Origin of the sequence: Kushneria pakistanensis (assembly GCF_014652795.1) — a bacterium.
Lineage (GTDB): Bacteria > Pseudomonadota > Gammaproteobacteria > Pseudomonadales > Halomonadaceae > Kushneria > Kushneria pakistanensis.
In genome coordinates this window covers 588,778-610,744 of sequence record NZ_BMZM01000003.1, presented here as the reverse complement: position 1 = coordinate 610,744, position 21,967 = coordinate 588,778, and the positions used below count along the sequence as shown (strand labels likewise).

Genomic DNA, 21,967 nt, shown 5'->3' with positions numbered 1-21,967 from the left:
CAGCTCAGTCTGCCCGGTCGATATCGCACAGCAGTGGATGCTGGCATTCTCGAGCGTATTGATTGACCTGCTGGCTCCTGGTTTCCGCGATATCACGGGTATAGATGCCACAGGTCGCCTTACCCTGAGTATGAACGGCCAGCATGATCTGTACCGCCTTCTCGTGATCCATGGCGAAAAAGGTTTGAAGTACTTCGACGACAAACTCCATGGGCGTGTAGTCGTCATTGTGAAGTACCACCTTGTAAAGCGGCGGTTCTTCAAGCTCGGGATCGCTCGACTGCTCGGCCACGTTTCCCTGCTCCTCGTGGTCGGAGTCGGGTGGTGTGATGCCTGCATGAGTGACCGTATTACGAAAATCGCAGTGAAGTGCCTCACTATCTATCTTGAACATATGTGCCCGGATCGATGAAAACAAGCGGAAAGATGATTGAATGCACTCATCGAGCTAACAGTTTGAGCGCTAACAAGCCTCAGTGTTCCCCTAAAGATGGTGCTGCCCTGCCGACGATGCAAGCGCGCGGCAACAAAAACAGTATCTCATGCCCGCGTGGTGAAACGAGAGCGACGCGCGGCATATCGTGTTGAACGCGCGTCACTGCCGATTGGCGTTACGGCACGTGATTATCGATGTCTATGAGGAGGTCATCTGGCAAATCACGGCGTCAGCGAAGGCCGAAGTGCCCAGCAGCGTCGCCTGCTCCATGACCTGATGGAAGTCGCCTGTCACCTCGCCGCGGGCGATCGTTGACTCCATGGCGTTAATGATAACCGCTGCCGCGTCATCCCAGCCCAGATAGCGCAGCATCATTTCAGCCGACAGGATCAGTGACCCCGGATTGGCGCTGTCCTTGCCGGCGAGTTTCGGTGCCGTCCCATGGGTTGCCTCGAACATGGCCACGGCGTCACCGCGGTTGGCGCCGGGTGCAATGCCGATGCCCCCGACCTGGGCGGCCAGTGCATCGGACAGGAAATCGCCATTGAGATTGAGCGTGGCAATGACATCGAATTGTTCGGGATGGATCAGCACCTCCTGCAGCATGGCATCAGCAATGACATCCTTGATGACAATGGTGCTGCCATCACGCGGATTTTCCATGGAAAGCCAGGGTCCACCATCGAGCAGCTCTGCACCGAACTCGTCACGCGCCACCTCATAGCCCCACTGCTTGAAGGCGCCTTCGGTGAACTTCATGATGTTGCCCTTGTGCACCAGCGTCACCGACTCACGACCATTATCGATGGCATGGTGAATCGCCTTGCGCACCAGCCGCTTGCTGCCCTCTTCCGATACCGGCTTGATACCGATGCCACACTGCTCGGTAAAGCGGATATTGTCGACCTGCATCTCTTTGCGCAGGAACTGGATCAGCTTCCGGTTTTCCTCGGTTCCGGCCTGCCACTCGATACCGGCATAGATGTCCTCGGCATTTTCCCGGAAGATCACCATGTCGACATTTTGTGGCTTGCGTACCGGGCTGGGCACGCCCTTGAACCACCGTACCGGGCGCTCACAAACATAAAGATCCAGCGTCTGGCGAAGCGTGACGTTGAGTGAGCGAATGCCACCACCAACAGGCGTCGTCAGCGGCCCCTTGATCGACACCACATGATCCCTGACGGCTTCAAGGGTTTCCTGAGGCAGCCAGTGGTCCTCTCCGTAGACACGTGTGGCCTTTTCACCGGCATAGATTTCCATCCACTGGATTTCGCGCTGCCCGCCGTAGGCGCTTGCCACGGCGGCATCAACAACCCTTTGCATGGCAGGTGTAATGTCTGCGCCAATGCCGTCGCCTTCAATGAAGGGAATAATGGGTCGATCCGGTACCGCAAGCGTGAAATCGTCATTGATCGTAATCATCCGACCGCTGCTGGGAATGCTGATATTGCCGCTGGGCATGGAAATACTCCGGCGTGATGGGAACGAAAGATTCTGTTCTGAAATGAGTCGACTAATGTAGCATCAAGACCCTGTCACTGCGTAGAGGTTGTCGACAATCAGGCCACGCTTATGAGTACACTTTATCTCTTTCACAAGCCCTTTCAGGTGCTTACCCAGTTCACGGATCATCAGGGTCGCGACACGCTTGCCCAGTGGCTGAGCATTCCTGACATCTACCCCGCCGGTCGGCTGGATTACGACAGCGAAGGGCTTTTACTGCTGACCGATGACGGCATGCTGGCCCACCGGATTACGCATCCTGATCACAAGCAGTCCAAGACCTATCTTGTCCTGGTAGAAGGTCAGCCTGATGACAACGCTCTCAAGGCCCTGGCCAGAGGAGTGACGCTAAAGGACGGCCTGACACGGCCGGCCAGGGTCAGGCGAATCGACACACCGGTAGTGTCACGACGAGAACCGCCGGTACGCCATCGCGCCAACATTGTCGACACCTGGCTTGAAATATCGATTACCGAAGGGCGCAACCGCCAGGTGCGTCGAATGACAGCCCATGTCGGCCATCCCACCCTGCGTTTGATTCGCACAGCCATCGGACAATGGACGCTGGGAACGTTATCTCCCGGCGAATGGCGACGCGAGACGATCCATATGCCACGCACCTCACGACCGGGCCAGGCGCGCGCACCACGCAGCAGGCCACGCAGGAAAGAACAATGAGCCGATTTTTGCCACACGTGACGGTAGCCGCTGTCGTGATCGACCGTGACCGTTTCTTGCTGGTCGAGGAGCGTGATCGCATGAATACGGCCTCAAGCATCACGGTGTTCAACCAGCCAGCCGGTCATCTGGAAGCCGATGAGTCCCTGATTGATGCCGTGCATCGCGAAACCCTTGAAGAGAGTGGCTGGGAGATTGCGCTGGAAGGCTATCTGGGACTTTACATCAACACGGCCCCCAACGACGTCGTCTATCATAGCCATACCTTTCTGGCCCGCCCGATACGACAAGTGAGCCAGACGCTTGATGACGGCATCACCGGTGCGAACTGGTACAGCCTGGCGCAGGTCGAGCGCCTTGAACGTACCCACCGTCTCAGAAGCCCGCTGGTCGCCAGACGGATCCGTGACGCCCTTGAAGAGCGCCCCTATCCGCTGACTCTGATCCGGGACTTGAACCATCCCTGATCGACACTACAAGCCGTTATGCCACGATCATCCGCCACCGCCTGTCAAGGCAGGGGGCGGCTGGCGTATAATGACGGCCAAATGATATCTGACGACGGGTACGCCATGACTTCCCCTGTCAACAATACAGTCCCCTCTTCCACCGCTTCGAAGGTCATCGTGGGCATGTCCGGCGGTGTGGATTCCTCCGTGACCGCGCTGTTGCTGCTTGAGCAGGGCTATCACGTGGAAGGCCTTTTCATGAAGAACTGGGATGAGGACGACGGTACCGAATACTGCACGGCCAAGGCTGATCTGGCCGATGCCCAGGCCGTTTGTGACCGGCTGGGCATCCGCCTTCATACCGCCAACTTTGCGGCCGAATACTGGGATAACGTCTTCGAGCACTTTCTTGAAGAGTATCGGGCCGGGCGAACCCCCAATCCGGACATCCTTTGCAACCGTGAAATCAAGTTCAAGGTCTTTCTTGATTATGCGGAAATGCTGGGCGCCGAGCTGATCGCCACCGGCCACTATGTGCGCCGCGGCGCGCATGGTGAGCGCACCCTGCTGTGCAAGGGTATCGATCCCAACAAGGATCAAAGCTACTTCCTGCATGCCGTCAGCGAACAGGCCCTGAGCCGCACACTTTTCCCCATCGGGGAAATGGAAAAATCAGAGGTTCGGGCGCTGGCCGAACAGCACGGGCTGGCCACAGCGCGCAAGAAGGACTCTACCGGCATCTGCTTTATTGGCGAGCGCCGCTTTGCCGATTTTCTGCGCCAGTACCTGCCGGCACAGCCCGGGCGCATCCAGACAACGGAAGGTGAGGATATCGGCGAGCACATGGGTCTGATGTACTACACCCTGGGACAGCGTCAGGGGCTGGGCATCGGTGGGATCAACGGCTATCCCGAAGCCCCCTGGTATGTGGCAGACAAGGACCTTGAGCGCAACGTGCTGATCGCCGTGCAGGGCAAACATCACGACCTGCTGTATCGACAGTCGCTGACCACTGAAGCCATGCACTGGATCGGCGAACCGCCGACAATGCGTGAATTTCGCGCCAGCGCCAAGATCCGCTATCGCCAGAGCGATCAGCCCTGTCGGGTCATTATCAATGACGATCAAAGCGTCACCCTGATCTTTGATGAGCCTCAGCGCGCCGTCACGCCGGGACAGTCCGCCGTCCTTTACGATGGCAACGTCTGTCTGGGCGGTGCGGTGATTGCCACGACGTTTCGCCAGGCGCTGGAGAGTGCAGCATGAACAGTGAGGCGCGTCAGGCACTGGCGCTGGCCGGCGTTTTCCAGGCCGCGACCGTTGTCGATGAGCTCGCCCGTACAGGACATACCAATGAACGCGCCTGGTCGACCCTGATCAAGGCCACGCTGGAGACCAGCCCGGCTACCTTTGAGGATGTCTACGGCGGCCAGATCAACAACCTGCGACCGGGCATCGAAACACTGGATGGGGTCCTGACACGTCAGCAGGTCTCTCCCAATGTCATGCGTTACGGCTTTTCGCTGATTCTGCTCATGCATCGTCTGCGCAAGAATACGGAGATGATGAACACGCTGGGACAGCGTCTGGGCCGGGTCCAGGCGCAGTCGGAACACTTTGGCGAACTGCATGAGAACGTGATCGCAAGCCTTGGTGAAATCTATCAGGACACGCTGTCCACCTTTCGCTATCGCATCGTGGTACAGGGCGACCCTTCCCTGCTGCAGAGTCGGCAGATGCCTGAACGGGTCAGAGCCATCCTGCTGTCAGGCGTGCGCTTTGCCCTGCTCTGGCATCAACAGGACGGGCGCCGCTGGAAGCTGATTGCCGGTCGTAGCGGCATTCGGCGTGCGCTCAAATCACTCGACGAATAACTGCGTCTCGGGCAGCTCTCCCCGGGCTGCCCTTTTATTTCACAACGATTGGGCACAGACCCGGGAACCATGATGGAACTTTCTGCACTGACCGCTCTCTCTCCTGTTGACGGCCGCTACGGCAGCAAGACAATGGCGCTGCGTGAACACTTCAGTGAATACGGCCTGATTCGCGCTCGGGTCATTGTCGAGGTGCGCTGGCTGGAACGCCTGGCCGAACACGAGCAGATCGAGGAAGTCCCGCCCCTGTCTAGCGCGGCACGACAGTTTCTGAATCAGCTGATCAACGATTTTTCCGTTGACGAGGCCGAACGGGTCAAGACCATCGAGCGCACCACCAATCATGACGTCAAGGCCATCGAGTACTTCCTCAAGGAGAAGTTTGAAGGCCATGCCGAGCTGGAAGCGATCAGCGAGTTTGTGCACTTTGCCTGCACCAGTGAGGACATCAACAACCTGTCTCATGCACTGATGCTGCGCGCCGGGCTGGACAACGTCCTGCTGCCCGCCATGCGCGAGATTGTCGATGCCATCACCGCGCTGTCCCAGGCACATGCCGAACAGCCCATGCTCTCTCGCACCCACGGCCAGACCGCAAGTCCCACCACGCTGGGCAAGGAGATGGCCAACGTGGTGCATCGCCTGCGCCGCCAGCTCAGGCAGATCGAGTCCATCGAGATGCTGGGCAAGATCAACGGCGCGGTCGGCAATTACAACGCACACCTGGCGGCCTACCCGGAGATCGACTGGGCAGAGAACGCGCGCGTGTTTATCGAGCGGCTGGGCCTGAGCTTCAACCCTTACACCACCCAGATCGAGCCGCACGACTATATTGCCGAATTCTTTGACAGTGTCTGCCGCTTCAATACGATCCTGATCGACTTTGACCGCGACGTCTGGGGCTACATCTCGCTGGGCTATTTCAAGCAGCGCACCGTGGAAGGGGAAATCGGCTCCTCGACCATGCCGCACAAGGTCAATCCGATCGACTTTGAAAACTCCGAGGGCAATCTGGGACTGGCCAATGCCATTCTCGGCCATCTGGCCCAGAAGCTGCCGATTTCGCGCTGGCAGCGTGACCTGACCGACTCCACCGTACTGCGTAATCTGGGCGTGGGCCTGGCACATGGCCTGATTGCCTATCAGGCCACCCTCAAGGGCATCGGCAAGCTGGAAAGCAACCCGGCACGGCTGAACGCTGATCTTGACCAGAGCTGGGAAGTGCTGGCAGAGCCGGTCCAGACCGTCATGCGCCGCTACGGCATCGAAAAGCCCTACGAAAAGCTCAAGGCGCTGACGCGAGGTCGTCAGATCGATCAGGCAGGCTTTGCCGAGTTCATCGACACGCTCGAGCTGCCCGAAGACGTCAAAGGCCGGCTCAAGGCCATGACACCGGCCAGCTATACCGGTAACGCCGCCGAACAGGCACACGACATCACGCATATTCAGGACGCGCCAAAAAGCGGGAGCCCATCATGACAGACCATACACGCCTCCCACTGGGAGGCATGTCGGCCGAAACCTTTCTGCGCGACTACTGGCAGAAAAAGCCGCTGCTGATTCGCGGCGCCTTTCCCGACTTCCAGTCACCGCTTGATCCCGACGACCTGGCAGGCCTGGCCTGTGAAGACAATGTCGAAGCGCGTCTGGTCGAGCTGGATGGTCCGGACAAGCCGTGGCAGGTGTCTCACGGTCCGTTTGATGACGAGACCTTTGCGCGCTTGGGACGCAAGGACTGGTCCCTGCTGGTACAGGCCGTGGACCACTATGTGCCGGAGGTTGCCGAACTGCTGGAGCACTTCACCTTCATTCCGCGCTGGCGCCTTGATGACATCATGGTCAGCTTCGCCCCGCCGGGCGGCAATGTCGGCGCTCACGTTGACAACTACGACGTGTTTCTCCTTCAGGCGAGCGGCCAGCGCCGCTGGCAGCTGGGAGGCGTGATGGGTGAGGATGCGCCCATCATTGATGGCATCGATCTTCGCATTCTCGCCGACTTCAGCGTGACCGAGGATCAGGACTGGGTGCTCGAACCCGGCGATATGCTTTATCTGCCCCCGCGCGTGGCACACCATGGCATCAGCCAGAGCGAAGACTGCATGACCTTTTCGGTCGGTTTTCGCGCGCCCTCCATGGATGAGATGGTGACCTCCTGGGCCGATTACCTGGGTGAACAGCTTGATGAATCCTCGCGCTATCACGACCCTGATCTCGAGGCGGCCCATGACGGCGCTCTGATCGATGAAAGCGCCATGGCACGCGTACGCCGGCAGATGCTGGCAGCACTGGATAATCCCGAACAGATGGCCCAGTGGTTTGGACGTACCATGACCCAGGTGAAATACCCTGATCAGTTGATGCCGCCCATCACGCCGGCCAATGAAGAAACGCTGCGCAGTGCACTTTTGGAAGGTGATTTGCTGGAGCCCGCACCGGGGTCGCGTCTGGCATGGCACCCCTGCAAGGACCAGGCAGCCCTTTTCGTTGATGGTGATGGCTATACCTGCAGTACTGCGCTGGCCAAACGACTCTCCAGCGCCCGAGCCATCGATCAGGAAGTACTGGCGCTTGAGGACGCCGCGACACTGCTCGTCACATTGGTCAATCGTGGCAGCCTGCACTGGGTAGAAGATGATGATGACCTTGATGATGACGATGACATCGCGGACGACTGATCATGCGCGATGACGAGGTTACTATCGAGGCGAGTGACTGGGCCACGCTGGGGGAAATCTGCAGCCGCATACGCCTTGTCGTCTTTGTTCAGGAACAGGGCGTGGATGAAAGCGAGGAACTGGATGCACTCGACCCCGAGTGCACCCACTTTCTGATACGCGCTGGTCAGATACCCTGCGGTACTGCAAGACTGCTTCCCGATGGCCATATCGGGCGTGTTGCCATTCTCGCCTCCCATCGCGGTCTTGGGCTGGGAGCACGGCTGATGCATCACGTCATCGCCCACGCCCGATCACAACAATTCACCCATTGCGTCCTCAGCGCGCAGACGCATGCCATGGGGTTTTATGAACAGCTGGGGTTTGTGGCACACGGTGAAATTTACATGGATGCGGGCATTGCGCATCGTGACATGACCCTGAGCCTTGCCTGAGCCGGCTGCGCTATCGCTGGCAGTCGATATGTCTGCAGGCTACAGTGTTGCAGACATGGCTTCTGCCAGTCAGCCTGACAGGCACCATGATCATATTGAAGGGTGGTGGAAACCTGTTCCGGTTTCGATTGTCAAACAGCGTTCCAGAATAAACAGCCCGTCGGTGCAACACGCCGACGCAGGAGTTACCCATGAAGCGTTATCTTGTTGTTGCAGCCCTTGGTGCCCTGACCCTTGGAGGGTGTGCCAATAGCGATATTTATTCCGGTAATACCTATACCGGCAACCAGGCCAAGACCGCCCGTAATGTGACCTATGGCACGGTGACCGGTGTACGTCCTGTTACCATTCAGGCCGGCAACGAGAACAACTCCGGACTCGGCGGTATTGGCGGCGCCGTTCTGGGCGGTCTGCTTGGCAATCAGTTTGGCGGCGGTTCTGGGCGCGTGCTGACCACTGCGGTAGGTGGTATCGGCGGTGCGGTGGCTGGCAGCAAGGTTGAAGATCGCGTCAATCAGGTCAGTGCCTATGAAATTCAGGTACGTACCGATAGCGGCCAGGATATGGTTGTTGTCCAGAAGGCCGATACGCCCTATCAGCCCGGCCAGCGCGTCAGACTTATTGGTTCCGGCAACAGCATGAGTATTGCGCCAGAATAGGCTCCTGAACCAACGCTCGCCTGACTCTTTCGAAAAACCGCCCCATGGGCGGTTTTTTTAATGCGCCTAATATGAGTAAAGCAAGATGTTTTATCATCGGTTAAAGTAAGCCGGTTAATGAAAACAATGTCATTAAAAGGGAACTTTACTCATGATCTGTCGCGCGATACTGATAGGCAGTGGCCTGCTCTTTTCCGCTACTGCCATGGCAGATGGCGTTTTGACCTTCAAGCTTTCCAACGATTTTTTTTCCGCAAGAAGTGACGATGGCCACTACACCAACGGTGTTGAGGGCAATTGGTCCTTCGAGCCAGATCCCAACCACTGGACCCGCTCGGTCGCCAACTGGATACCCGGCTGGGCTTCAGAAGATGTAGACGCTGCTTCCTATCGCTTCGGCCAGCAGATGTATACGCCGGAAGATACCGATCGCCGCGACCTGATCACTGACGACCGACCCTATGCAGGGTACCTCTACGGCGGGCTGTCCCTTTATCGCCATCGCCTGACTCCACAATGGCGTATCGATGATGCCTTCTCGCTGGATATCGGTTTTATAGGGCCGGGGGCCGGTGCGAAAACAGTACAGAAAAACTTTCATCATCTTGTCGACAGTGACGACCCAAAGGGATGGCGCAATCAACTGCATAATGAGCCCACCGCGACATTGATCATGCAGCGCAGCTGGTGGCATCGCAATAGTCTGGGCAGTCTGGCAGTGGAGTATGGCCCCAACGCAGGCTTTGCCCTGGGTAATCTCTATGACTATGCTTCTGCAGGGCTGAGCATCCGCCTGGGTCGGCGACTGGATAATCAATACACCAACCCGGGCATGGCGCCTTATACCTCATCGAACATGATGTTTTCTCGCGATCGTGCCTTCAACTGGTACATCTTCGGGAATGCGCAGGGACGCTTTATGGCTCGCAACATGCTGCTGGATGGCAACACCTTTGAAAACAGCCATAGCGTAGACAAGCGCCAGTGGGTGGGGGACCTGGAAATAGGCGGCGCCATTTCATGGGATCGCTACAATTTAAGTTTGACCACCCTGAAGCGCAGTCGCGAATTCGAAAGTCAGGATGAAAGCGACTACTTTGGAGTAGTGACGCTATCGAGCTGGCTGTAAGCCTGCCAAACGGGCAGTTATCGCCCTGTCGCCACAGGCATAAAGGCACTGACTGCTTGATAGCCTTGAGTTATCAGAACAATAAAAAACACTGTAAAAAAATAACGTGACAAACAAAACAGTGTTCTCTATAGTTGCTCTCAAGCATTAGGAAACAGCGTTTCCCAACCATAACCTCATCGAAATGAAACTATTTTTATTTCGAGCAAGGAGAACATCATGACTCTGAACAAACTCTTCGCAGCTTCTGTTCTGGTAGGCACCAGCGTTTTCGCCGCCCAGTCTGCCATGGCCTATGGTCAGGGCGATGTCTTCGTCCGCGGTGGTGTTGTCAAGTCCGAAACTACCGGTACCGGTAACTACAAGGATGACACCAACTGGTTCGGCGCTGTCGGTGTCATGCCGACCGACAATCTGGGTATCGAAGTAAACACGACCCAGAAGTCCACTTTTGACGGCAGCGGCACCAGCGGCAAGTTTGAATCGCGTCCGGTCAGCCTGATGGCGCAGTACTACCCGCTGGGCGGCACTGATTCCAAGGTTCAGCCCTACGTTGGCGGTGGCGCTACCTACATGACCTTCACCAACTCCAGCGCTGAAGACGGTACCAAGAGCCTCAAGAGCCGCCAGTGGGCACCTTCTGCCCAGCTCGGTGTTGATCTGCAGGTCACTGACAACTGGGGTGTCAGCGGTTTTGCTCAGTACACCGACATTAGCGCCGAGTACAACGAAGGCGGCAAGCAGAAGCTCGACCCGCTGGCAGTTGGCGCTGGCGTCTCCTTCCGCTTCTAAGCGCGATGACATGACAGGTTCTGCATGAACTGATGCGGAATACAAAAGGCCACCCTCGGGTGGCCTTTTTACGTTCTGTGTTTACAAACAGCACTCACAAGCAGCTGCAAGGGTCATCAACGAGACGTGTGACGAGAAATGCCAAGGGTCAGCAACGCCTCGTCATTTAAGGTCTCCACACACTGCTGCTGGCGCAAACGCTCAACATACGTCTGACTAAGGAAATCCTCGCCTGCCAACAAATGCGCCATGTACTCCCTTGCGGGAATACGCCCCAGAGCCGTCTTTTCCGGCAGGGCCACATAGACCCAGGCAGCAAGGGGCCCATCAGCAGTATCGATCATTTCAACCTGACGACAGTATTCAACAGGATGCCCTTCAAAGGGATCCATATCCCTGATCTGCGAAGGATGTTTCAATTCATACAGAACACCTTCTACATGGCTCCCCTCTTCTCTCCTGACATTGGCATGCGCCACGCCTTCAATGCGGGAAGCCTTGTCAAAATAGAGCTGCCAGTGCCTTAGCGTGGCTGCCAGCATACGCCGGGTATCTCCGACCCGCGCCTGCATTCTGGCGACGTTCATATTGCTGCCATAGGCAAAGTAGTAATGCACGTCCGCGTCACTGTCGGCGGCATACTCGCTCATTGCCCCTCCTGCTGCGGTCGCAGCTCCCCGTTGACCAGCACGTTGTCCACATCGCGCAGTGCTTCCAGAATGGGCAGACGCACGCTGGTCCGGTTGTCCTGCAGATAGATTTCAGCAGCCGAGGCAATATTGGCGCTGGCCGGCAGCGGCTGGTCGTTTTCCATCAGACCTCGCAGTCGCGGGATCAGTACAAAGCGCAGCCATTGGCCCAGCGACATGGTATCGGCATAAAAGGGCTGCTCGCTTTCAAAATCAGAAGGTGCCGGCCGGGTCTGGCTCTGCCAGAGATCTCCTGCGCGCATGGCGGCCTCAAGGCGTGTCAGGGCAGTATCAAGCGATTCGTATTGCGTCATGGGATTTCCTGATCATGAAGATGGGATGGCAACCATTATGCGTGCCCTGCATGTTGAATCAAATGATGGGAATCTGATGCACGGCGCCTGACGACCGACGATCCTGTTTTGCACAGATCAGCTGAATGAACATGTGGATAAGACCGGGATAGTTTTATCCGGCCCGGCTGATTCGCAGGCTGCGGGAAATTGTTTATTTTTTGCGCAGTTTCGGACTGGCATACCGACCATCAACGCGCTACATTGCGCGGCCGCGCCGATATGAACCCTGCTGGAAATATCCCGATGTTAACGCCCACGCTTGTCGATCTTTTTACCCATGCCGACATCACGCTCCGAATCTATCATCTCGGACGCCGGGTAACGCCCTGCACCATTGAACAGTTCAGGGGGTTCGAGGCACAGCAGATCGCATGGCCACAGCCCTGGCAGTCGCAGGCACAGGTGGCGCTGGTCTTTACGCCAGCCCTCGAGCGTGAGCCCATTATCTGGTGCCTGGCGCTGCCTCTGGATGAGCAGTCCATGCTGGTGCCGGCACTGCGCGACAACTTCCTTGAACAGCTGATGAGCACCTTCAGGCGTGAGCCTGATGGCAGCATGGCGCTCGACAGTGCTGCAGAAACGCTCAAGGATGTGGCCATTGCCCTTCAGCCCAACGATCTGACCAGAGCGATGTTACATGCGCGCATCGCGCATGATCTTGAGCTGCCGGCCAGCCATTATCATGAGACGGCAAGAACGTACTACCTGGGTGAGGACAGCACGCAGGATTGGCAACAGCTGGGGTTACAGGGCATTGCGGATCTTGTCATACGCAGGACGGATGAGGACGAAAGGTGCCTGTCCCGCCGACTGAGCGAACTACCCGATCAGGCCTTTATTGCCCTGTGCGACTGTCTGGCCCATGCGCCCATACAGCAGACAAGTCTGCTTGACGCCATGACCGACCAGCATGCTGCACTGGAGGCGGATCACCCGCGCCAGCAGGCGGTCATGAGCGCCATACTGGCCAGCCCGCTCGAACAGGCCGGCGCATGGCTGGAAACCCTGCTGCATCGTTCACCTGATGCTACAGCGCTTGCCATCATTGCCGCTCGCGGCTGGCATCATCTTGAGCACGAACGTCGTTCCATTGACTATCTTGTCAGTATTTCGCAGCTTGCCGCGCATGACTTCAGGGTACTGGTTCGCGATCTGACCCGAATTCCGCGCCTTCGCCTGCCCATGATCATGGCGATGAAACAGGCAAGTCCCGGCTCCCCCCTGGGGCAGCAGATTGACGCGATCCAGAGAGAACAGCATGGATGAACTACCCTATACGCCAAGAGCCATCGTGGGTCGTCGGGAGATGGTGGCCCTTCCCGAGCTCGATCTGCGCCTGGCCTGCAAGATCGATACCGGTGCCCGAACGTCCGCCCTTCATGCCGAAAATATCCATGCGTTTGATCAACACGGACAGTGGTGGATCAGCTTTGATACCTGGAGCGGGGAAGATTCGCAGGGCGCCAGTCGCTTTACCCTACCACTCAGTGACCGCCGCAAGATCAGAAGTTCCAATGGTCATGCCAGCTGGCGGTACGTCATTCGCACCACCATGCAACTGGGCGAACTGACCCAGGAGCTGGAGCTGACGCTGGTGGATCGCGCTGCCATGAAACACCCCATGCTGCTGGGACGTCGTGCCATGAGAAGGGTGCTGGTGGCCCCTGGCACTTCCTTCCTGCATGGCACACCTTAAGCCCTGCTCAAAAGGACTTCTCATGCATATCGCCCTGCTGTCCCGCAACCGTAATCTTTACTCTACACGGCGACTGATCGAGGCCGCCGAGCAACGTGGGCATACGGTGCGGGTTATCGATACCCTGCGCTGTTACATGAATATCGCCTCTCACCATCCCACGATTCACTATCGTGGCGAGGAGCTTGAGCCCTTTGATGCTGTTATCCCGCGCATCGGCGCCTCGGTAACCTTTTACGGGACAGCAGTACTGCGCCAGTTCGAGATGATGGGCACCTATGTCCTTAATGACTCGGTTGGCATTACCCGTTCGCGGGACAAGCTGCGCTCGCTACAGCTGCTCTCACGCAAGGGTCTGGGACTGCCCATCACCGGTTTTGCCCACTCGCCGGATGATATTCCTGACCTGATCAAGATGGTCAAGGGCGCCCCACTGGTCATCAAACTGCTGGAAGGCACGCAGGGTATCGGCGTGGTGCTGGCAGAAACCCAGCAGGCCGCAGAGAGCGTCATTCAGGCCTTTATGGGCCTCAACGCCAACATCATGGTGCAGGAATACATCAAGGAAGCGCGAGGCGCGGATCTGCGCTGCTTTGTCGTGGGTGACAAGGTAGTCGCCGCCATGAAGCGTCAGGCGGCGGAAGGTGAATTTCGCTCCAACCTGCACCGCGGGGGCAGTGCCAGCAGCATCCGCATTACGCCGGAAGAGCGCTCGACCGCCATTCGCGCCGCCAAGGCCATGGGGCTGCAGGTGGCAGGCGTCGATCTTTTGCGCTCCAACCATGGGCCGGTGATCATGGAGGTCAACTCCTCACCGGGCCTTCAGGGCATCGAGACCAGCACGGGCAAGGATGTGGCAGGCATGATCATTGAGCACATTGCCCGCAATGCAGCGCCGGTCAAAAAGGCGCCGCCGCGACCGAAAGGCTGAGCACTTCAGGCCTGCCACGACCCCGGCAAAACGCGTCCATACCATCAGCAGGCATTTTCTTTGATAAATCCCTGCTGATGGATGTTACAAATTTTCCGGGCGCGTTAGAATTTCAGCTCCTTCCCCCTTTTTCTGGCATCAGTGGAGATAATTCCTCATGTTTCTCGACAATCGCCAGGCGGCGATGGATGGCCTGCTCGAGGCTCTGGCCGATAGCCTCGACTACTATCAGGATAATGTCGCCCGCCTGCGTAATGACATGCGTGAGGCATTGAATCCCTGCTTTGAAGAGCGCCGACAGGACATGCGTCTGCTGCAGCAGCAGGCGCGACGTCACCTTGACCTTCTTCCCCGCGATGCCGACGTCGAACGCGATGATTATCTCTGGCTCTGGAGTCGTTTGAAGAGCTTTGTGGCCAATAATGCGCATGTATTGATCAATGAGCTGCTCGAGCAGGAGCGCATTATCATGCAGGCCCTTTCCACCATGATGACCCATGCCCTGCCTGAAGAGATAGAACCGGTCATGGAGCGGCTCTGGAAAAACTGCCGCGCCACCATTCGCGTGCTGCATCAATATCAGCATCAGAAAAAACGCTGAGCGATTTTTTCAATAGGCACGCCAGCGCTGCTTCGGGCTCTGGTCATCCTGCGGGCCAAGTAGCACGCGCAAATCGTTGAGCGCCTGCACCACAGGTGTTGGCATGGGAACGCGCTGGTAGACGGGAATAATATATCCGGGCGCCTTCCCATCCGTCGGCAAGGCAATGCTGGGACCCAGAAAATAGGGATGGCGATCAAACAGGTAAAGATCCGCCATGATCTGTACACGGGCCAGTATCTCTCTTGCCCACATCCAGCGGTCATTGAGAATCGAACGCTCACGCGTTGCGCAGCCTCTGGCGTCCAACCCCAGATACTGGGCAATGAAAACCGCGCGCGGCAAATGCCAGCGCTGTGAAATGAGCGTGACCCTTGAGACACCGAAGACATCCCGGCTGCGTGCCAGCGTATCGAAAGTACTGAAACCGGCATAATCCAGCGTCATGGCCGCATCCGGTATCTGCTGGCGCCGAAGGTCGCGCCACATCCTGATGGGTTCATTGTAATAACGCGTGTGGTTATCGCCTGACAGTAGTAGATGGTCCACCTGACCGGACTTCCAGAGACTTGCGGCAAGATCCAGCCTGGCCCGATACCAGGGATTCTCGCCCCCGCCACGCAGGCCATAGGATGTACCAAAGACCAGTCCCACCGGCTCATGGACACACTGCCCGCTTTCAAGCGTGATGCTGGCATGGGTCTTGCGCCACACCCAATAATTGGCGCTCACCGTCGCTACCACGATCAACACCAACGACATGGCACCCACGATTGCCGTGCCCTTGAGCAATCCTGCCATGTATTTATTCATTTGCCCGAAGATCACCAGAACAGATCGTCTGCCAGCTTAAGCGACCGCCTCTGACCGGGCAATACCCCTACAACAACGCCCCGCAGGCGCTGCCTGCGGGGCGTTGAGTAAAGCGTTTGCACGCTGTCAGAACATGTTGAGCGCAAGTCTTGCTTCATCGCTCATCATCTCACGTGACCAGGGCGGATCAAAAACCAGCTCAACGTTGACCCGGTTGATCTGCTCGGCACCCAGAATCTTGTGCTTGGCATCTTCGGCAATGACCTCGCCCATGCCACAACCGGGTGCCGTCAGTGTCATCTTGATCTGGGCCATCTTCTGGCCATCAATCAATGTGGTAATCCGACAGCCATACACCAGACCCAGCTCGACAATATCGACCGGAATCTCCGGGTCAAAACAGGTACGAAGCTGCGCCCAGGCAAAGGCTTCCAACTCTTCGTCAGTGGCTCCATCAGGCAGATGGGGCCTTTCCATCGGCTCCATGCCGAAGGCATCCAGATTGAAACCCTCGATCAAAAACATGTTGCCCTTGTGCAGCACCGATACCGACGTGCCAAGCGCCTGCATGACCTGAACCGTTTCATCCTCATCAAGCCAGACCGGCTTGCCGAAGGGAATCGAGATGGCCTCGACGTTACGCTGCAGCGGTAGCTGTTGTCCCTTTTGCAGGGACGCAATCGCGCTCATCAATACCCCTCCCTGATCATGCCTAATCCCGCACCATGGTCACGACACGCTGAAGAGCGTCGACAAAATAATCCACTTCCTCAAGCGTATTGTACGCGGCAAAGGAAGCACGACAGGTGGCATCCAGTCCATAGTGATGCATCAGCGGCTGCGCGCAGTGGTGCCCGGTGCGGATGGCTACCCCGAACTGATCGACCAGCAGGCCAATATCCTGCGAGTGAGCACCTTCTACCACAAAGGAGATCACGGCCGCCTTGTGCGGCGCCTCACCGATAATGCGCATGCCATCAATACTCTCCATGCGCTCGGTCGCATGCCTCAAAAGACGCTGTTCCCAGCCTTCCAGAAGCTCAAAGTGGAGATTGGTGACCCAGCGAATGGCACGCTCTAGGGCGATGACTTCGGCAATGGCTGGTGTCCCGGCCTCAAATCGATGCGGCGGCTCGGCAAAGCGAGTGCCCTCTTCAAGACTGACAGTCTTGATCATCTCACCACCGCCCTGCCAGGGCGGCATGCGCTCCAGCAGGGAGAGACGGCCATAAAGCACGCCAACACCGGTCGGACCATAGAGCTTGTGGCCCGAAAAGGCATAAAAATCAGCATCCAGCGCCTGCACATCAACGCGGGTATGCGCTACCGCCTGCGCCCCATCCACCAGGATGCGGGCATCGTGCTCATGGGCGATACGCGCCATCTCGGCGATGGGATTGACCGTACCGAGTGCGTTTGAGACATGTGACACGCAGACAAGCCGCGTTTTTGGCGTGAAAAGCTCACGATAGGCCGCCATGTCCAGCTCACCGCGTGCATCCACCGGAATGATCCGGATGGTGAGCCCCTTTTCCTTCGCCAGCATCTGCCACGGCACGATGTTGGAGTGATGTTCCAGTCGCGAAATCAGAATCTCGTCGCCCTCGACAAGCTGGCTGCGACCCCAGCTCTGGGCGACCAGATTAATGGCCTCTGTCGTGCCGCGCGTAAAGATGATCTCACGAACATCTTCAGCATTGACGAACTCACGCACGGTGTCACGGCTGTGCTCATAGGCCTGCGTGGCTTCATCGGCAAGGCGATGCAGCCCACGATGGATATTGGCGTTGTAACGCTCAAAATAATCCACCCAGGTATCCAGCACAGCCTTTGGGGTCTGGGTCGTGGCGGCGTTGTCAAAATACACCAGCGCCTTGTCCCCATGAACCTTGCGGCCCAGCACGGGAAATTCCGCGCGCAGGGCCTGAACATCCAGCGTGAGTTCGTCGGTCATGCTCATAGCGAAGTATCTTCTACCAGGCTTTCGAGGTTGAAGCGGTCAGGCAACTTGCCTGCGACCGCACGTTCCACACGATCCGTCAGCACGCCATGGCGAATACGTTCCATGACTTCATTGGCAAAGGCCAGCGTCAGCAATCCGCGCGCCATCTGTTCATCAATGCCGCGGGCACGAAGGGCAAAGATGGCGTTCTCATCCAGCTGACCGGTGGTCGTGCCATGAGAGCACTGTACGTCGTCGGCATAGATTTCAAGTTCCGGCTTGGTATCAATCTCGGCGCGATCAGATAACAACAGGTTGGCGTTGTTCTGATACCCCAGCACCTGCTGAGCGTCACGCTTGATATAAACCCGGCCATTGAAGACCCCGCGAGCGCGCCCATCGAGAATACCCTTGTAGTTCTCGTTGGAATACGTGCGCGGCGCGTTGTGATTGACCTTGGTGTGATTATCGATGTGCTGACGTTCCTGACCGAAAAATAGTCCCAGCAGGTCTACCGTCGCGTTTTCATCGTTGAGATCACTGATCAGATCGTTGCGTACCAGCGCCCCACCCAGATTCAGGTTGTGCGAGGTGAAGTTCGTATCACGACGCTGATCCACCTGAATGCTGGCGACGTGATACTCGCTCTGGCTTGCTTCCTGAAGCTTGTAATGTGAAAGCCTGGACGCCGGTGCCATATCGATTTCGGTGACGGCATTGGTCAGGTTGGCAGCGCCCTGTTCACCCACGTAATGCTCGATCACCGTTGCTTCACTCTCGGGCTCACAGCGCACCAGAATACGCGGATGGCTCATGACAGGTTCAGCACGATTGCGCGAAATGAACAGCAGATAGACAGGCTTTTCCACTGCCTTGCCCTTGCCAATACTGATCACGGCACCTTCATTGCTCAGGGCCGTATTGAGCGCGGCAAAGGGCGAGAAGCTGATACCCGTCAGATGGCCGAACTGCTCGCTGACAGACCCCTGATCGCTTGTCAGTGCCTGTGACAACGGCGCTACGCTGAGGCCTTCGGGCAGGTGATCGATGTCAGACCAGGTGCTGCTGAAAACGCCGTCCACGAACACCAGACGACAGGCATCGATATCCAGTCTGAGCGCTTCAAACAGCGCCTGATCGAGCTCGCTGTCCGTTGCCTGCCCAAACTCGATGCCCGAGAGTCGGGACATGTCGGTATATTTCCACGCCTCTTCGCGACGCGTGGGAAACCCCTGTGCTTCAAACTGCGCAGCACCTTCACGACGCTTGCCGGCAAGCCATTGCGGCTCCTCGGCGCCTGCGGCTGCATGCAGACGCTGTGTGAGCGTTTCAGGCAAACTCATGCTGCAGGCTCCTCGACAACCCATTCATAACCGCGCGCTTCAAGTTCTTGTGCCAGATGCTGGTCACCGGACTTGGCAATACGGCCATCGATCAGCACGTGCACCTGATCGGGCGTGATGTGATCAAGAAGACGCTGATAGTGCGTAACCATCAAAATGGCGCGATCTTCGCTGCGCAGCGAGTTGACACCTTCAGCCACCACTTTCATGGCGTCGATATCAAGACCGGAGTCAATCTCGTCAAGCAGAGCAAGCTTCGGCTGAAGTACCAGCATCTGCAGAATTTCATTGCGCTTTTTCTCGCCGCCCGAGAAGCCTTCATTTACGGCGCGGTGCAGAAAGCTTGAATCCATCTTCATGAAAGCGATCTTTTCCTTGATCAGCTTCATGAACTCGGGTGCCGGCATGTCTTCCATGCCACGCGCTGCGCGCTGGGCGTTGAGGGCCGACTTCAGCAGATAGATGTTCTTGACCCCGGGGATTTCAACCGGATACTGAAAGCCCATCAGAAGACCTGCCTGGGCACGCTCTTCGACAGCCATCTCGGCAAGATCCTTGCCATCAAACGTGATGGTGCCCTGAGTCACTTCATAGCCATCGCGACCGGCCAGTACGGCCGACAGTGTCGACTTGCCCGCGCCATTGGGGCCCATGATGGCATGTACTTCACCGGGATTAATGGTCAACGTGATTCCCTTGAGAATTTCGTTGCCTTCTACCGTCGCGTGAAGATCCTTGATCTCGAGCATGTTGTAACCCTGATTCTGTAATGGTGCGCCGCCGGGCGGCTGAAAAAATTGTCGGTGTGGACGGCCGGCATGACCGTCCATCAAAACGGTTATTAGCCGACCGAGCCTTCTAGCGTCACGCTAAGCAATGCTTCGGCTTCTACCGCAAACTCCATCGGCAGTTCCTGGAAGACATCCTTGCAGAAGCCGTTGACGATCATGCTGACGGCGTCTTCTTCCGAAATGCCGCGGCTCTTGCAGTAAAAGAGCTGATCGTCGCCAATTTTTGAAGTGGTGGCTTCATGCTCGATGGTAGAGCGGCTGTTACCGATCTCCTGATAGGGAAAGGTATGCGCGCCACACTTGTCGCCGATCAGAAGCGAGTCGCACTGGGTAAAGTTGCGGCTGCCGGTAGCACGTGGCGATACCTTGACCAGTCCGCGATAGGACTGATTACTCTTGCCGGCCGCGATGCCCTTGGACACGATCGTTGACGAGGTGTTTTTACCAATGTGGATCATCTTGGTGCCGGTATCGGCCTGCTGACGCCCATTGGTGACCGCCACCGAATAGAACTCGCCCTTGCTCTCATTGCCACGCAGAAGGCACGACGGATACTTCCAGGTGATGGCAGAACCGGTTTCGACCTGCGTCCAGCTGATGCGCGAACGATCACCGCGACAATCACCGCGCTTGGTCACAAAGTTATAAATACCACCCTTGCCATCTTCGTCACCGGGATACCAGTTCTGAACGGTGGAGTACTTGATGTAGGCATCTTCCAGCGCTACCAGCTCAACAACGGCGGCGTGCAGCTGATTTTCATCACGCTGTGGAGCGGTACAACCTTCCAGGTAGGAGACCTGCGCGCGCTTGTCACACACGATCAGCGTGCGCTCGAACTGTCCGGTATTGGCGGCATTGATACGGAAATAGGTCGACAGCTCCATCGGACAGGTGACGCCCTCCGGGATGTAGACAAATGAGCCGTCGGTAAATACTGCCGAATTGAGCGCGGCGAAATAATTATCGCCCGGCGGCACGACAGTCCCCAGATACTGGCGCACCAGCTCGGGATATTCACGGATGGCTTCCGAGATCGAGCAGAAGATGACACCGGCCTCGGCAAGCTTTTCCCTGAAGGTCGTAGTCACGGAGACCGAGTCGAAGACAGCATCCACGGCCACACCGGCAAGCGCTGCTCGCTCATGCAGCGGAATACCCAGCTTCTCATAGGTCTCCAGAAGCTTCGGGTCAACTTCGTCCAGACTCTGAGGCCGGTCTTCCGGCTTTTTGGGCGCACTGAAATACGAAATGGCCTGATAATCGATCGGCGGATAATCCAGATGCGCCCATGATGGTGACGTCATCTTGAGCCACTGATGATAGGCCTCAAGACGCCAGTCCAGCATCCACTGTGGCTCGCCCTTCTTTTGTGAAATAAAGGCGATCGTGCTCTCGTCAAGTCCGGGCGGTACCGTATCGCTTTCGATATCGGTAATAAAACCCTGCTTGTACTCGCGACGAGCAAGCTGCTCCATTGCTTCGGTTGCCATGATCCTCTCCCCTCAAACGGGTACTGTTCGTCTCATCGGTCGTTGGTCAGAACCGTCGTGTTATATCGTCTGCGGTCCGTCAGATACCGCGTGCCTCACCGAGTGCCACACTCTGTATGGGCAGCTGTACGGGCAATTTGATTGGCGCATCATGCGCCAGGTCCGACAGCGTGACACTGTCAAGCAACTGGCGTACGGCCAGCGATACGCGCTGCCAGTTGCTTGCCACGCCACAGCTGGACATCAGGTCACAATCGCCATGACCATGGCTGCATTCGGTCATGGCTACCGGACCCTCAATGGCAGTGATGATATCGCGCACCGTAATGGCACTGGCACTGCGTGACAGCCGATAACCGCCGTTGACTCCACGCTGTGACGTCAAGAGTCCGGCGCGCAATAAAAGCTTGAGTGTCTTGCTAACGGTGGGCCGAGGCAATCCGACGCGATCAGCAATATCGGCAGCAGCATGCGAACAATCCGGATGACGCGATATCTGCGCCATCACCACTGCTCCATAATCGCTCATTTTCGACAGCTTCAGCATGTCGGCCTCTTGCCTGACTGATTGCGTACTATTTTAGTCCTCATTACGGGCAGTGTGAACCCACTTCCTTGCCAATCAACATGATAGCTTCAGACTTTAAGGCCCCGCATGCGAGTGCCAGATACTAAAAATC

The 21,967-nt window shown here is 57.2% G+C and carries 25 protein-coding genes; 14 read left to right on the top strand and 11 right to left on the bottom strand.

What is annotated here, in order from left to right; translation table 11 throughout:
- Positions 1 to 4: 4 nt before the first annotated feature.
- Both clpS and icd read right to left on the bottom strand, forming a co-directional pair.
- On the bottom strand, positions 5 to 394 hold the full coding sequence (clpS, locus tag IE123_RS13190; protein ID WP_189518942.1) for an ATP-dependent Clp protease adapter ClpS: 390 nt from the start codon (positions 392 to 394) through the stop codon (positions 5 to 7).
- A gap of 240 nt (positions 395 to 634) precedes the next feature.
- Positions 635 to 1,900, bottom strand: a complete 1,266-nt coding sequence (gene icd / locus IE123_RS13185) for an NADP-dependent isocitrate dehydrogenase (protein WP_189518940.1) — start codon at positions 1,898 to 1,900, stop codon at positions 635 to 637.
- Positions 1,901 to 2,011: 111 nt separating this feature from the next.
- On the opposite strand from icd, the gene IE123_RS13180 reads away from it, so the two are divergent.
- The 10 genes from IE123_RS13180 to IE123_RS13135 all read left to right on the top strand — a co-directional run bounded on the left by IE123_RS13180 (position 2,012) and on the right by IE123_RS13135 (position 10,632).
- Positions 2,012 to 2,620 (top strand): pseudouridine synthase, encoded by a 609-nt coding sequence (locus IE123_RS13180; protein ID WP_189518938.1) that lies wholly within the window; start codon positions 2,012 to 2,014, stop codon positions 2,618 to 2,620.
- Complete coding sequence (locus IE123_RS13175; RefSeq protein ID WP_189518936.1) at positions 2,617 to 3,087, top strand: NUDIX domain-containing protein; 471 nt, start codon at positions 2,617 to 2,619, stop codon at positions 3,085 to 3,087. Before IE123_RS13180 ends, IE123_RS13175 begins: the two co-directional genes overlap by 4 nt.
- Positions 3,088 to 3,192: 105 nt before the next feature.
- Positions 3,193 to 4,335 (top strand): tRNA 2-thiouridine(34) synthase MnmA, encoded by a 1,143-nt coding sequence (gene mnmA, locus IE123_RS13170; RefSeq protein WP_189518933.1) that lies wholly within the window; start codon positions 3,193 to 3,195, stop codon positions 4,333 to 4,335.
- The gene (hflD, locus tag IE123_RS13165) at positions 4,332 to 4,943 is read left to right on the top strand and encodes a high frequency lysogenization protein HflD (RefSeq protein WP_189518931.1); all 612 of its coding nucleotides are present in this window, start codon (positions 4,332 to 4,334) and stop codon (positions 4,941 to 4,943) included. Before mnmA ends, hflD begins: the two co-directional genes overlap by 4 nt.
- A gap of 72 nt (positions 4,944 to 5,015) precedes the next feature.
- Complete coding sequence (gene purB, locus IE123_RS13160) at positions 5,016 to 6,422, top strand: adenylosuccinate lyase (protein ID WP_189518928.1); 1,407 nt, start codon at positions 5,016 to 5,018, stop codon at positions 6,420 to 6,422.
- Positions 6,419 to 7,618 (top strand): cupin domain-containing protein, encoded by a 1,200-nt coding sequence (locus tag IE123_RS13155; protein ID WP_189518926.1) that lies wholly within the window; start codon positions 6,419 to 6,421, stop codon positions 7,616 to 7,618. Before purB ends, IE123_RS13155 begins: the two co-directional genes overlap by 4 nt.
- Before the next feature lie 2 nt (positions 7,619 to 7,620).
- Positions 7,621 to 8,052 carry a GNAT family N-acetyltransferase gene (locus IE123_RS13150; RefSeq protein ID WP_189518924.1) on the top strand — a complete coding sequence of 144 codons (432 nt, stop codon included), beginning with the start codon at positions 7,621 to 7,623 and terminating at the stop codon, positions 8,050 to 8,052.
- 191 nt (positions 8,053 to 8,243) lie between these two features.
- Complete coding sequence (locus IE123_RS13145; RefSeq protein ID WP_189518922.1) at positions 8,244 to 8,711, top strand: outer membrane lipoprotein; 468 nt, start codon at positions 8,244 to 8,246, stop codon at positions 8,709 to 8,711.
- Between the two features lie 151 nt (positions 8,712 to 8,862).
- Positions 8,863 to 9,840, top strand: a complete 978-nt coding sequence (locus tag IE123_RS13140; RefSeq protein ID WP_189518920.1) for a lipid A deacylase LpxR family protein — start codon at positions 8,863 to 8,865, stop codon at positions 9,838 to 9,840.
- 219 nt (positions 9,841 to 10,059) lie between these two features.
- A complete protein-coding gene (locus IE123_RS13135; protein WP_189518919.1) occupies positions 10,060 to 10,632 on the top strand; it encodes an OmpW/AlkL family protein in 573 nt (190 codons plus the stop codon).
- A gap of 116 nt (positions 10,633 to 10,748) precedes the next feature.
- Here IE123_RS13135 and IE123_RS13130 read toward each other — a convergent pair whose 3' ends face one another.
- Complete coding sequence (locus IE123_RS13130) at positions 10,749 to 11,282, bottom strand: gamma-glutamylcyclotransferase family protein (RefSeq protein WP_229819761.1); 534 nt, start codon at positions 11,280 to 11,282, stop codon at positions 10,749 to 10,751.
- Positions 11,279 to 11,635, bottom strand: coding sequence for a YqcC family protein (locus tag IE123_RS13125; protein WP_189518917.1), 357 nt, complete (start codon positions 11,633 to 11,635; stop codon positions 11,279 to 11,281). Before IE123_RS13125 ends, IE123_RS13130 begins: the two co-directional genes overlap by 4 nt.
- 285 nt (positions 11,636 to 11,920) lie before the next feature.
- Between IE123_RS13125 and IE123_RS13120 the strand changes: the two genes are divergently transcribed.
- From IE123_RS13120 to IE123_RS13105, 4 genes are all read left to right on the top strand, one after another.
- Positions 11,921 to 12,943, top strand: coding sequence for a DUF3549 family protein (locus IE123_RS13120; RefSeq protein WP_189518915.1), 1,023 nt, complete (start codon positions 11,921 to 11,923; stop codon positions 12,941 to 12,943).
- The gene (locus tag IE123_RS13115) at positions 12,936 to 13,373 is read left to right on the top strand and encodes an ATP-dependent zinc protease family protein (protein WP_189518913.1); all 438 of its coding nucleotides are present in this window, start codon (positions 12,936 to 12,938) and stop codon (positions 13,371 to 13,373) included. The genes IE123_RS13120 and IE123_RS13115 overlap by 8 nt, the downstream gene beginning before the upstream one ends.
- 22 nt (positions 13,374 to 13,395) lie before the next feature.
- Positions 13,396 to 14,304, top strand: a complete 909-nt coding sequence (rimK, locus tag IE123_RS13110; protein WP_189518911.1) for a 30S ribosomal protein S6--L-glutamate ligase — start codon at positions 13,396 to 13,398, stop codon at positions 14,302 to 14,304.
- A gap of 157 nt (positions 14,305 to 14,461) precedes the next feature.
- Entirely contained in the window at positions 14,462 to 14,905 is a 444-nt protein-coding gene (locus IE123_RS13105) for a hypothetical protein (protein ID WP_189518909.1), read from the top strand.
- Between the two features lie 9 nt (positions 14,906 to 14,914).
- On the opposite strand, the gene IE123_RS13100 is transcribed toward IE123_RS13105, so the two are convergent.
- The 7 genes from IE123_RS13100 to IE123_RS13070 form a co-directional block, all read right to left on the bottom strand.
- A complete protein-coding gene (locus tag IE123_RS13100; protein WP_229819760.1) occupies positions 14,915 to 15,706 on the bottom strand; it encodes a SanA/YdcF family protein in 792 nt (263 codons plus the stop codon).
- 138 nt (positions 15,707 to 15,844) lie between these two features.
- Positions 15,845 to 16,408, bottom strand: a complete 564-nt coding sequence (gene sufT, locus IE123_RS13095; protein WP_189518907.1) for a putative Fe-S cluster assembly protein SufT — start codon at positions 16,406 to 16,408, stop codon at positions 15,845 to 15,847.
- 22 nt (positions 16,409 to 16,430) lie between these two features.
- Positions 16,431 to 17,678 carry an aminotransferase class V-fold PLP-dependent enzyme gene (locus IE123_RS13090; RefSeq protein ID WP_189518905.1) on the bottom strand — a complete coding sequence of 416 codons (1,248 nt, stop codon included), beginning with the start codon at positions 17,676 to 17,678 and terminating at the stop codon, positions 16,431 to 16,433.
- Positions 17,675 to 19,003 carry a Fe-S cluster assembly protein SufD gene (gene sufD / locus IE123_RS13085; RefSeq protein WP_189518903.1) on the bottom strand — a complete coding sequence of 443 codons (1,329 nt, stop codon included), beginning with the start codon at positions 19,001 to 19,003 and terminating at the stop codon, positions 17,675 to 17,677. The genes IE123_RS13090 and sufD overlap by 4 nt, the downstream gene beginning before the upstream one ends.
- Positions 19,000 to 19,752, bottom strand: coding sequence for a Fe-S cluster assembly ATPase SufC (gene sufC, locus IE123_RS13080; RefSeq protein WP_189518902.1), 753 nt, complete (start codon positions 19,750 to 19,752; stop codon positions 19,000 to 19,002). The genes sufD and sufC overlap by 4 nt, the downstream gene beginning before the upstream one ends.
- 92 nt (positions 19,753 to 19,844) lie before the next feature.
- On the bottom strand, positions 19,845 to 21,287 hold the full coding sequence (gene sufB / locus IE123_RS13075) for a Fe-S cluster assembly protein SufB (protein WP_189518900.1): 1,443 nt from the start codon (positions 21,285 to 21,287) through the stop codon (positions 19,845 to 19,847).
- Between the two features lie 79 nt (positions 21,288 to 21,366).
- Positions 21,367 to 21,834, bottom strand: coding sequence for an SUF system Fe-S cluster assembly regulator (locus IE123_RS13070; protein ID WP_189518898.1), 468 nt, complete (start codon positions 21,832 to 21,834; stop codon positions 21,367 to 21,369).
- Between the last annotated feature and the right edge of the window lie 133 nt (positions 21,835 to 21,967).

What these genes read in the sequence shown, in the direction of transcription:
- IE123_RS13180 (WP_189518938.1), top strand. Translation starts at nt 2,012, where the DNA reads ATGAGTACACTTTATCTCTTTCACAAGCCCTTTCAGGTGCTTACCCAG.
- IE123_RS13135 (WP_189518919.1), top strand. Translation starts at nt 10,060, where the DNA reads ATGACTCTGAACAAACTCTTCGCAGCTTCTGTTCTGGTAGGCACCAGC.
- hflD (WP_189518931.1), top strand. Translation starts at nt 4,332, where the DNA reads ATGAACAGTGAGGCGCGTCAGGCACTGGCGCTGGCCGGCGTTTTCCAG.
- sufD (WP_189518903.1), bottom strand. Translation starts at nt 19,003, where the DNA reads ATGAGTTTGCCTGAAACGCTCACACAGCGTCTGCATGCAGCCGCAGGC.
- rimK (WP_189518911.1), top strand. Translation starts at nt 13,396, where the DNA reads ATGCATATCGCCCTGCTGTCCCGCAACCGTAATCTTTACTCTACACGG.
- IE123_RS13140 (WP_189518920.1), top strand. Translation starts at nt 8,863, where the DNA reads ATGATCTGTCGCGCGATACTGATAGGCAGTGGCCTGCTCTTTTCCGCT.
- clpS (WP_189518942.1), bottom strand. Translation starts at nt 394, where the DNA reads ATGTTCAAGATAGATAGTGAGGCACTTCACTGCGATTTTCGTAATACG.
- IE123_RS13105 (WP_189518909.1), top strand. Translation starts at nt 14,462, where the DNA reads ATGTTTCTCGACAATCGCCAGGCGGCGATGGATGGCCTGCTCGAGGCT.
- IE123_RS13090 (WP_189518905.1), bottom strand. Translation starts at nt 17,678, where the DNA reads ATGAGCATGACCGACGAACTCACGCTGGATGTTCAGGCCCTGCGCGCG.
- IE123_RS13070 (WP_189518898.1), bottom strand. Translation starts at nt 21,834, where the DNA reads ATGCTGAAGCTGTCGAAAATGAGCGATTATGGAGCAGTGGTGATGGCG.
- IE123_RS13175 (WP_189518936.1), top strand. Translation starts at nt 2,617, where the DNA reads ATGAGCCGATTTTTGCCACACGTGACGGTAGCCGCTGTCGTGATCGAC.
- icd (WP_189518940.1), bottom strand. Translation starts at nt 1,900, where the DNA reads ATGCCCAGCGGCAATATCAGCATTCCCAGCAGCGGTCGGATGATTACG.
- IE123_RS13115 (WP_189518913.1), top strand. Translation starts at nt 12,936, where the DNA reads ATGGATGAACTACCCTATACGCCAAGAGCCATCGTGGGTCGTCGGGAG.
- IE123_RS13100 (WP_229819760.1), bottom strand. Translation starts at nt 15,706, where the DNA reads ATGGCAGGATTGCTCAAGGGCACGGCAATCGTGGGTGCCATGTCGTTG.
- IE123_RS13130 (WP_229819761.1), bottom strand. Translation starts at nt 11,282, where the DNA reads ATGAGCGAGTATGCCGCCGACAGTGACGCGGACGTGCATTACTACTTT.
- sufB (WP_189518900.1), bottom strand. Translation starts at nt 21,287, where the DNA reads ATGGCAACCGAAGCAATGGAGCAGCTTGCTCGTCGCGAGTACAAGCAG.
- purB (WP_189518928.1), top strand. Translation starts at nt 5,016, where the DNA reads ATGGAACTTTCTGCACTGACCGCTCTCTCTCCTGTTGACGGCCGCTAC.
- mnmA (WP_189518933.1), top strand. Translation starts at nt 3,193, where the DNA reads ATGACTTCCCCTGTCAACAATACAGTCCCCTCTTCCACCGCTTCGAAG.
- IE123_RS13145 (WP_189518922.1), top strand. Translation starts at nt 8,244, where the DNA reads ATGAAGCGTTATCTTGTTGTTGCAGCCCTTGGTGCCCTGACCCTTGGA.
- IE123_RS13125 (WP_189518917.1), bottom strand. Translation starts at nt 11,635, where the DNA reads ATGACGCAATACGAATCGCTTGATACTGCCCTGACACGCCTTGAGGCC.
- sufC (WP_189518902.1), bottom strand. Translation starts at nt 19,752, where the DNA reads ATGCTCGAGATCAAGGATCTTCACGCGACGGTAGAAGGCAACGAAATT.
- IE123_RS13120 (WP_189518915.1), top strand. Translation starts at nt 11,921, where the DNA reads ATGTTAACGCCCACGCTTGTCGATCTTTTTACCCATGCCGACATCACG.
- IE123_RS13155 (WP_189518926.1), top strand. Translation starts at nt 6,419, where the DNA reads ATGACAGACCATACACGCCTCCCACTGGGAGGCATGTCGGCCGAAACC.
- IE123_RS13150 (WP_189518924.1), top strand. Translation starts at nt 7,621, where the DNA reads ATGCGCGATGACGAGGTTACTATCGAGGCGAGTGACTGGGCCACGCTG.
- sufT (WP_189518907.1), bottom strand. Translation starts at nt 16,408, where the DNA reads ATGAGCGCGATTGCGTCCCTGCAAAAGGGACAACAGCTACCGCTGCAG.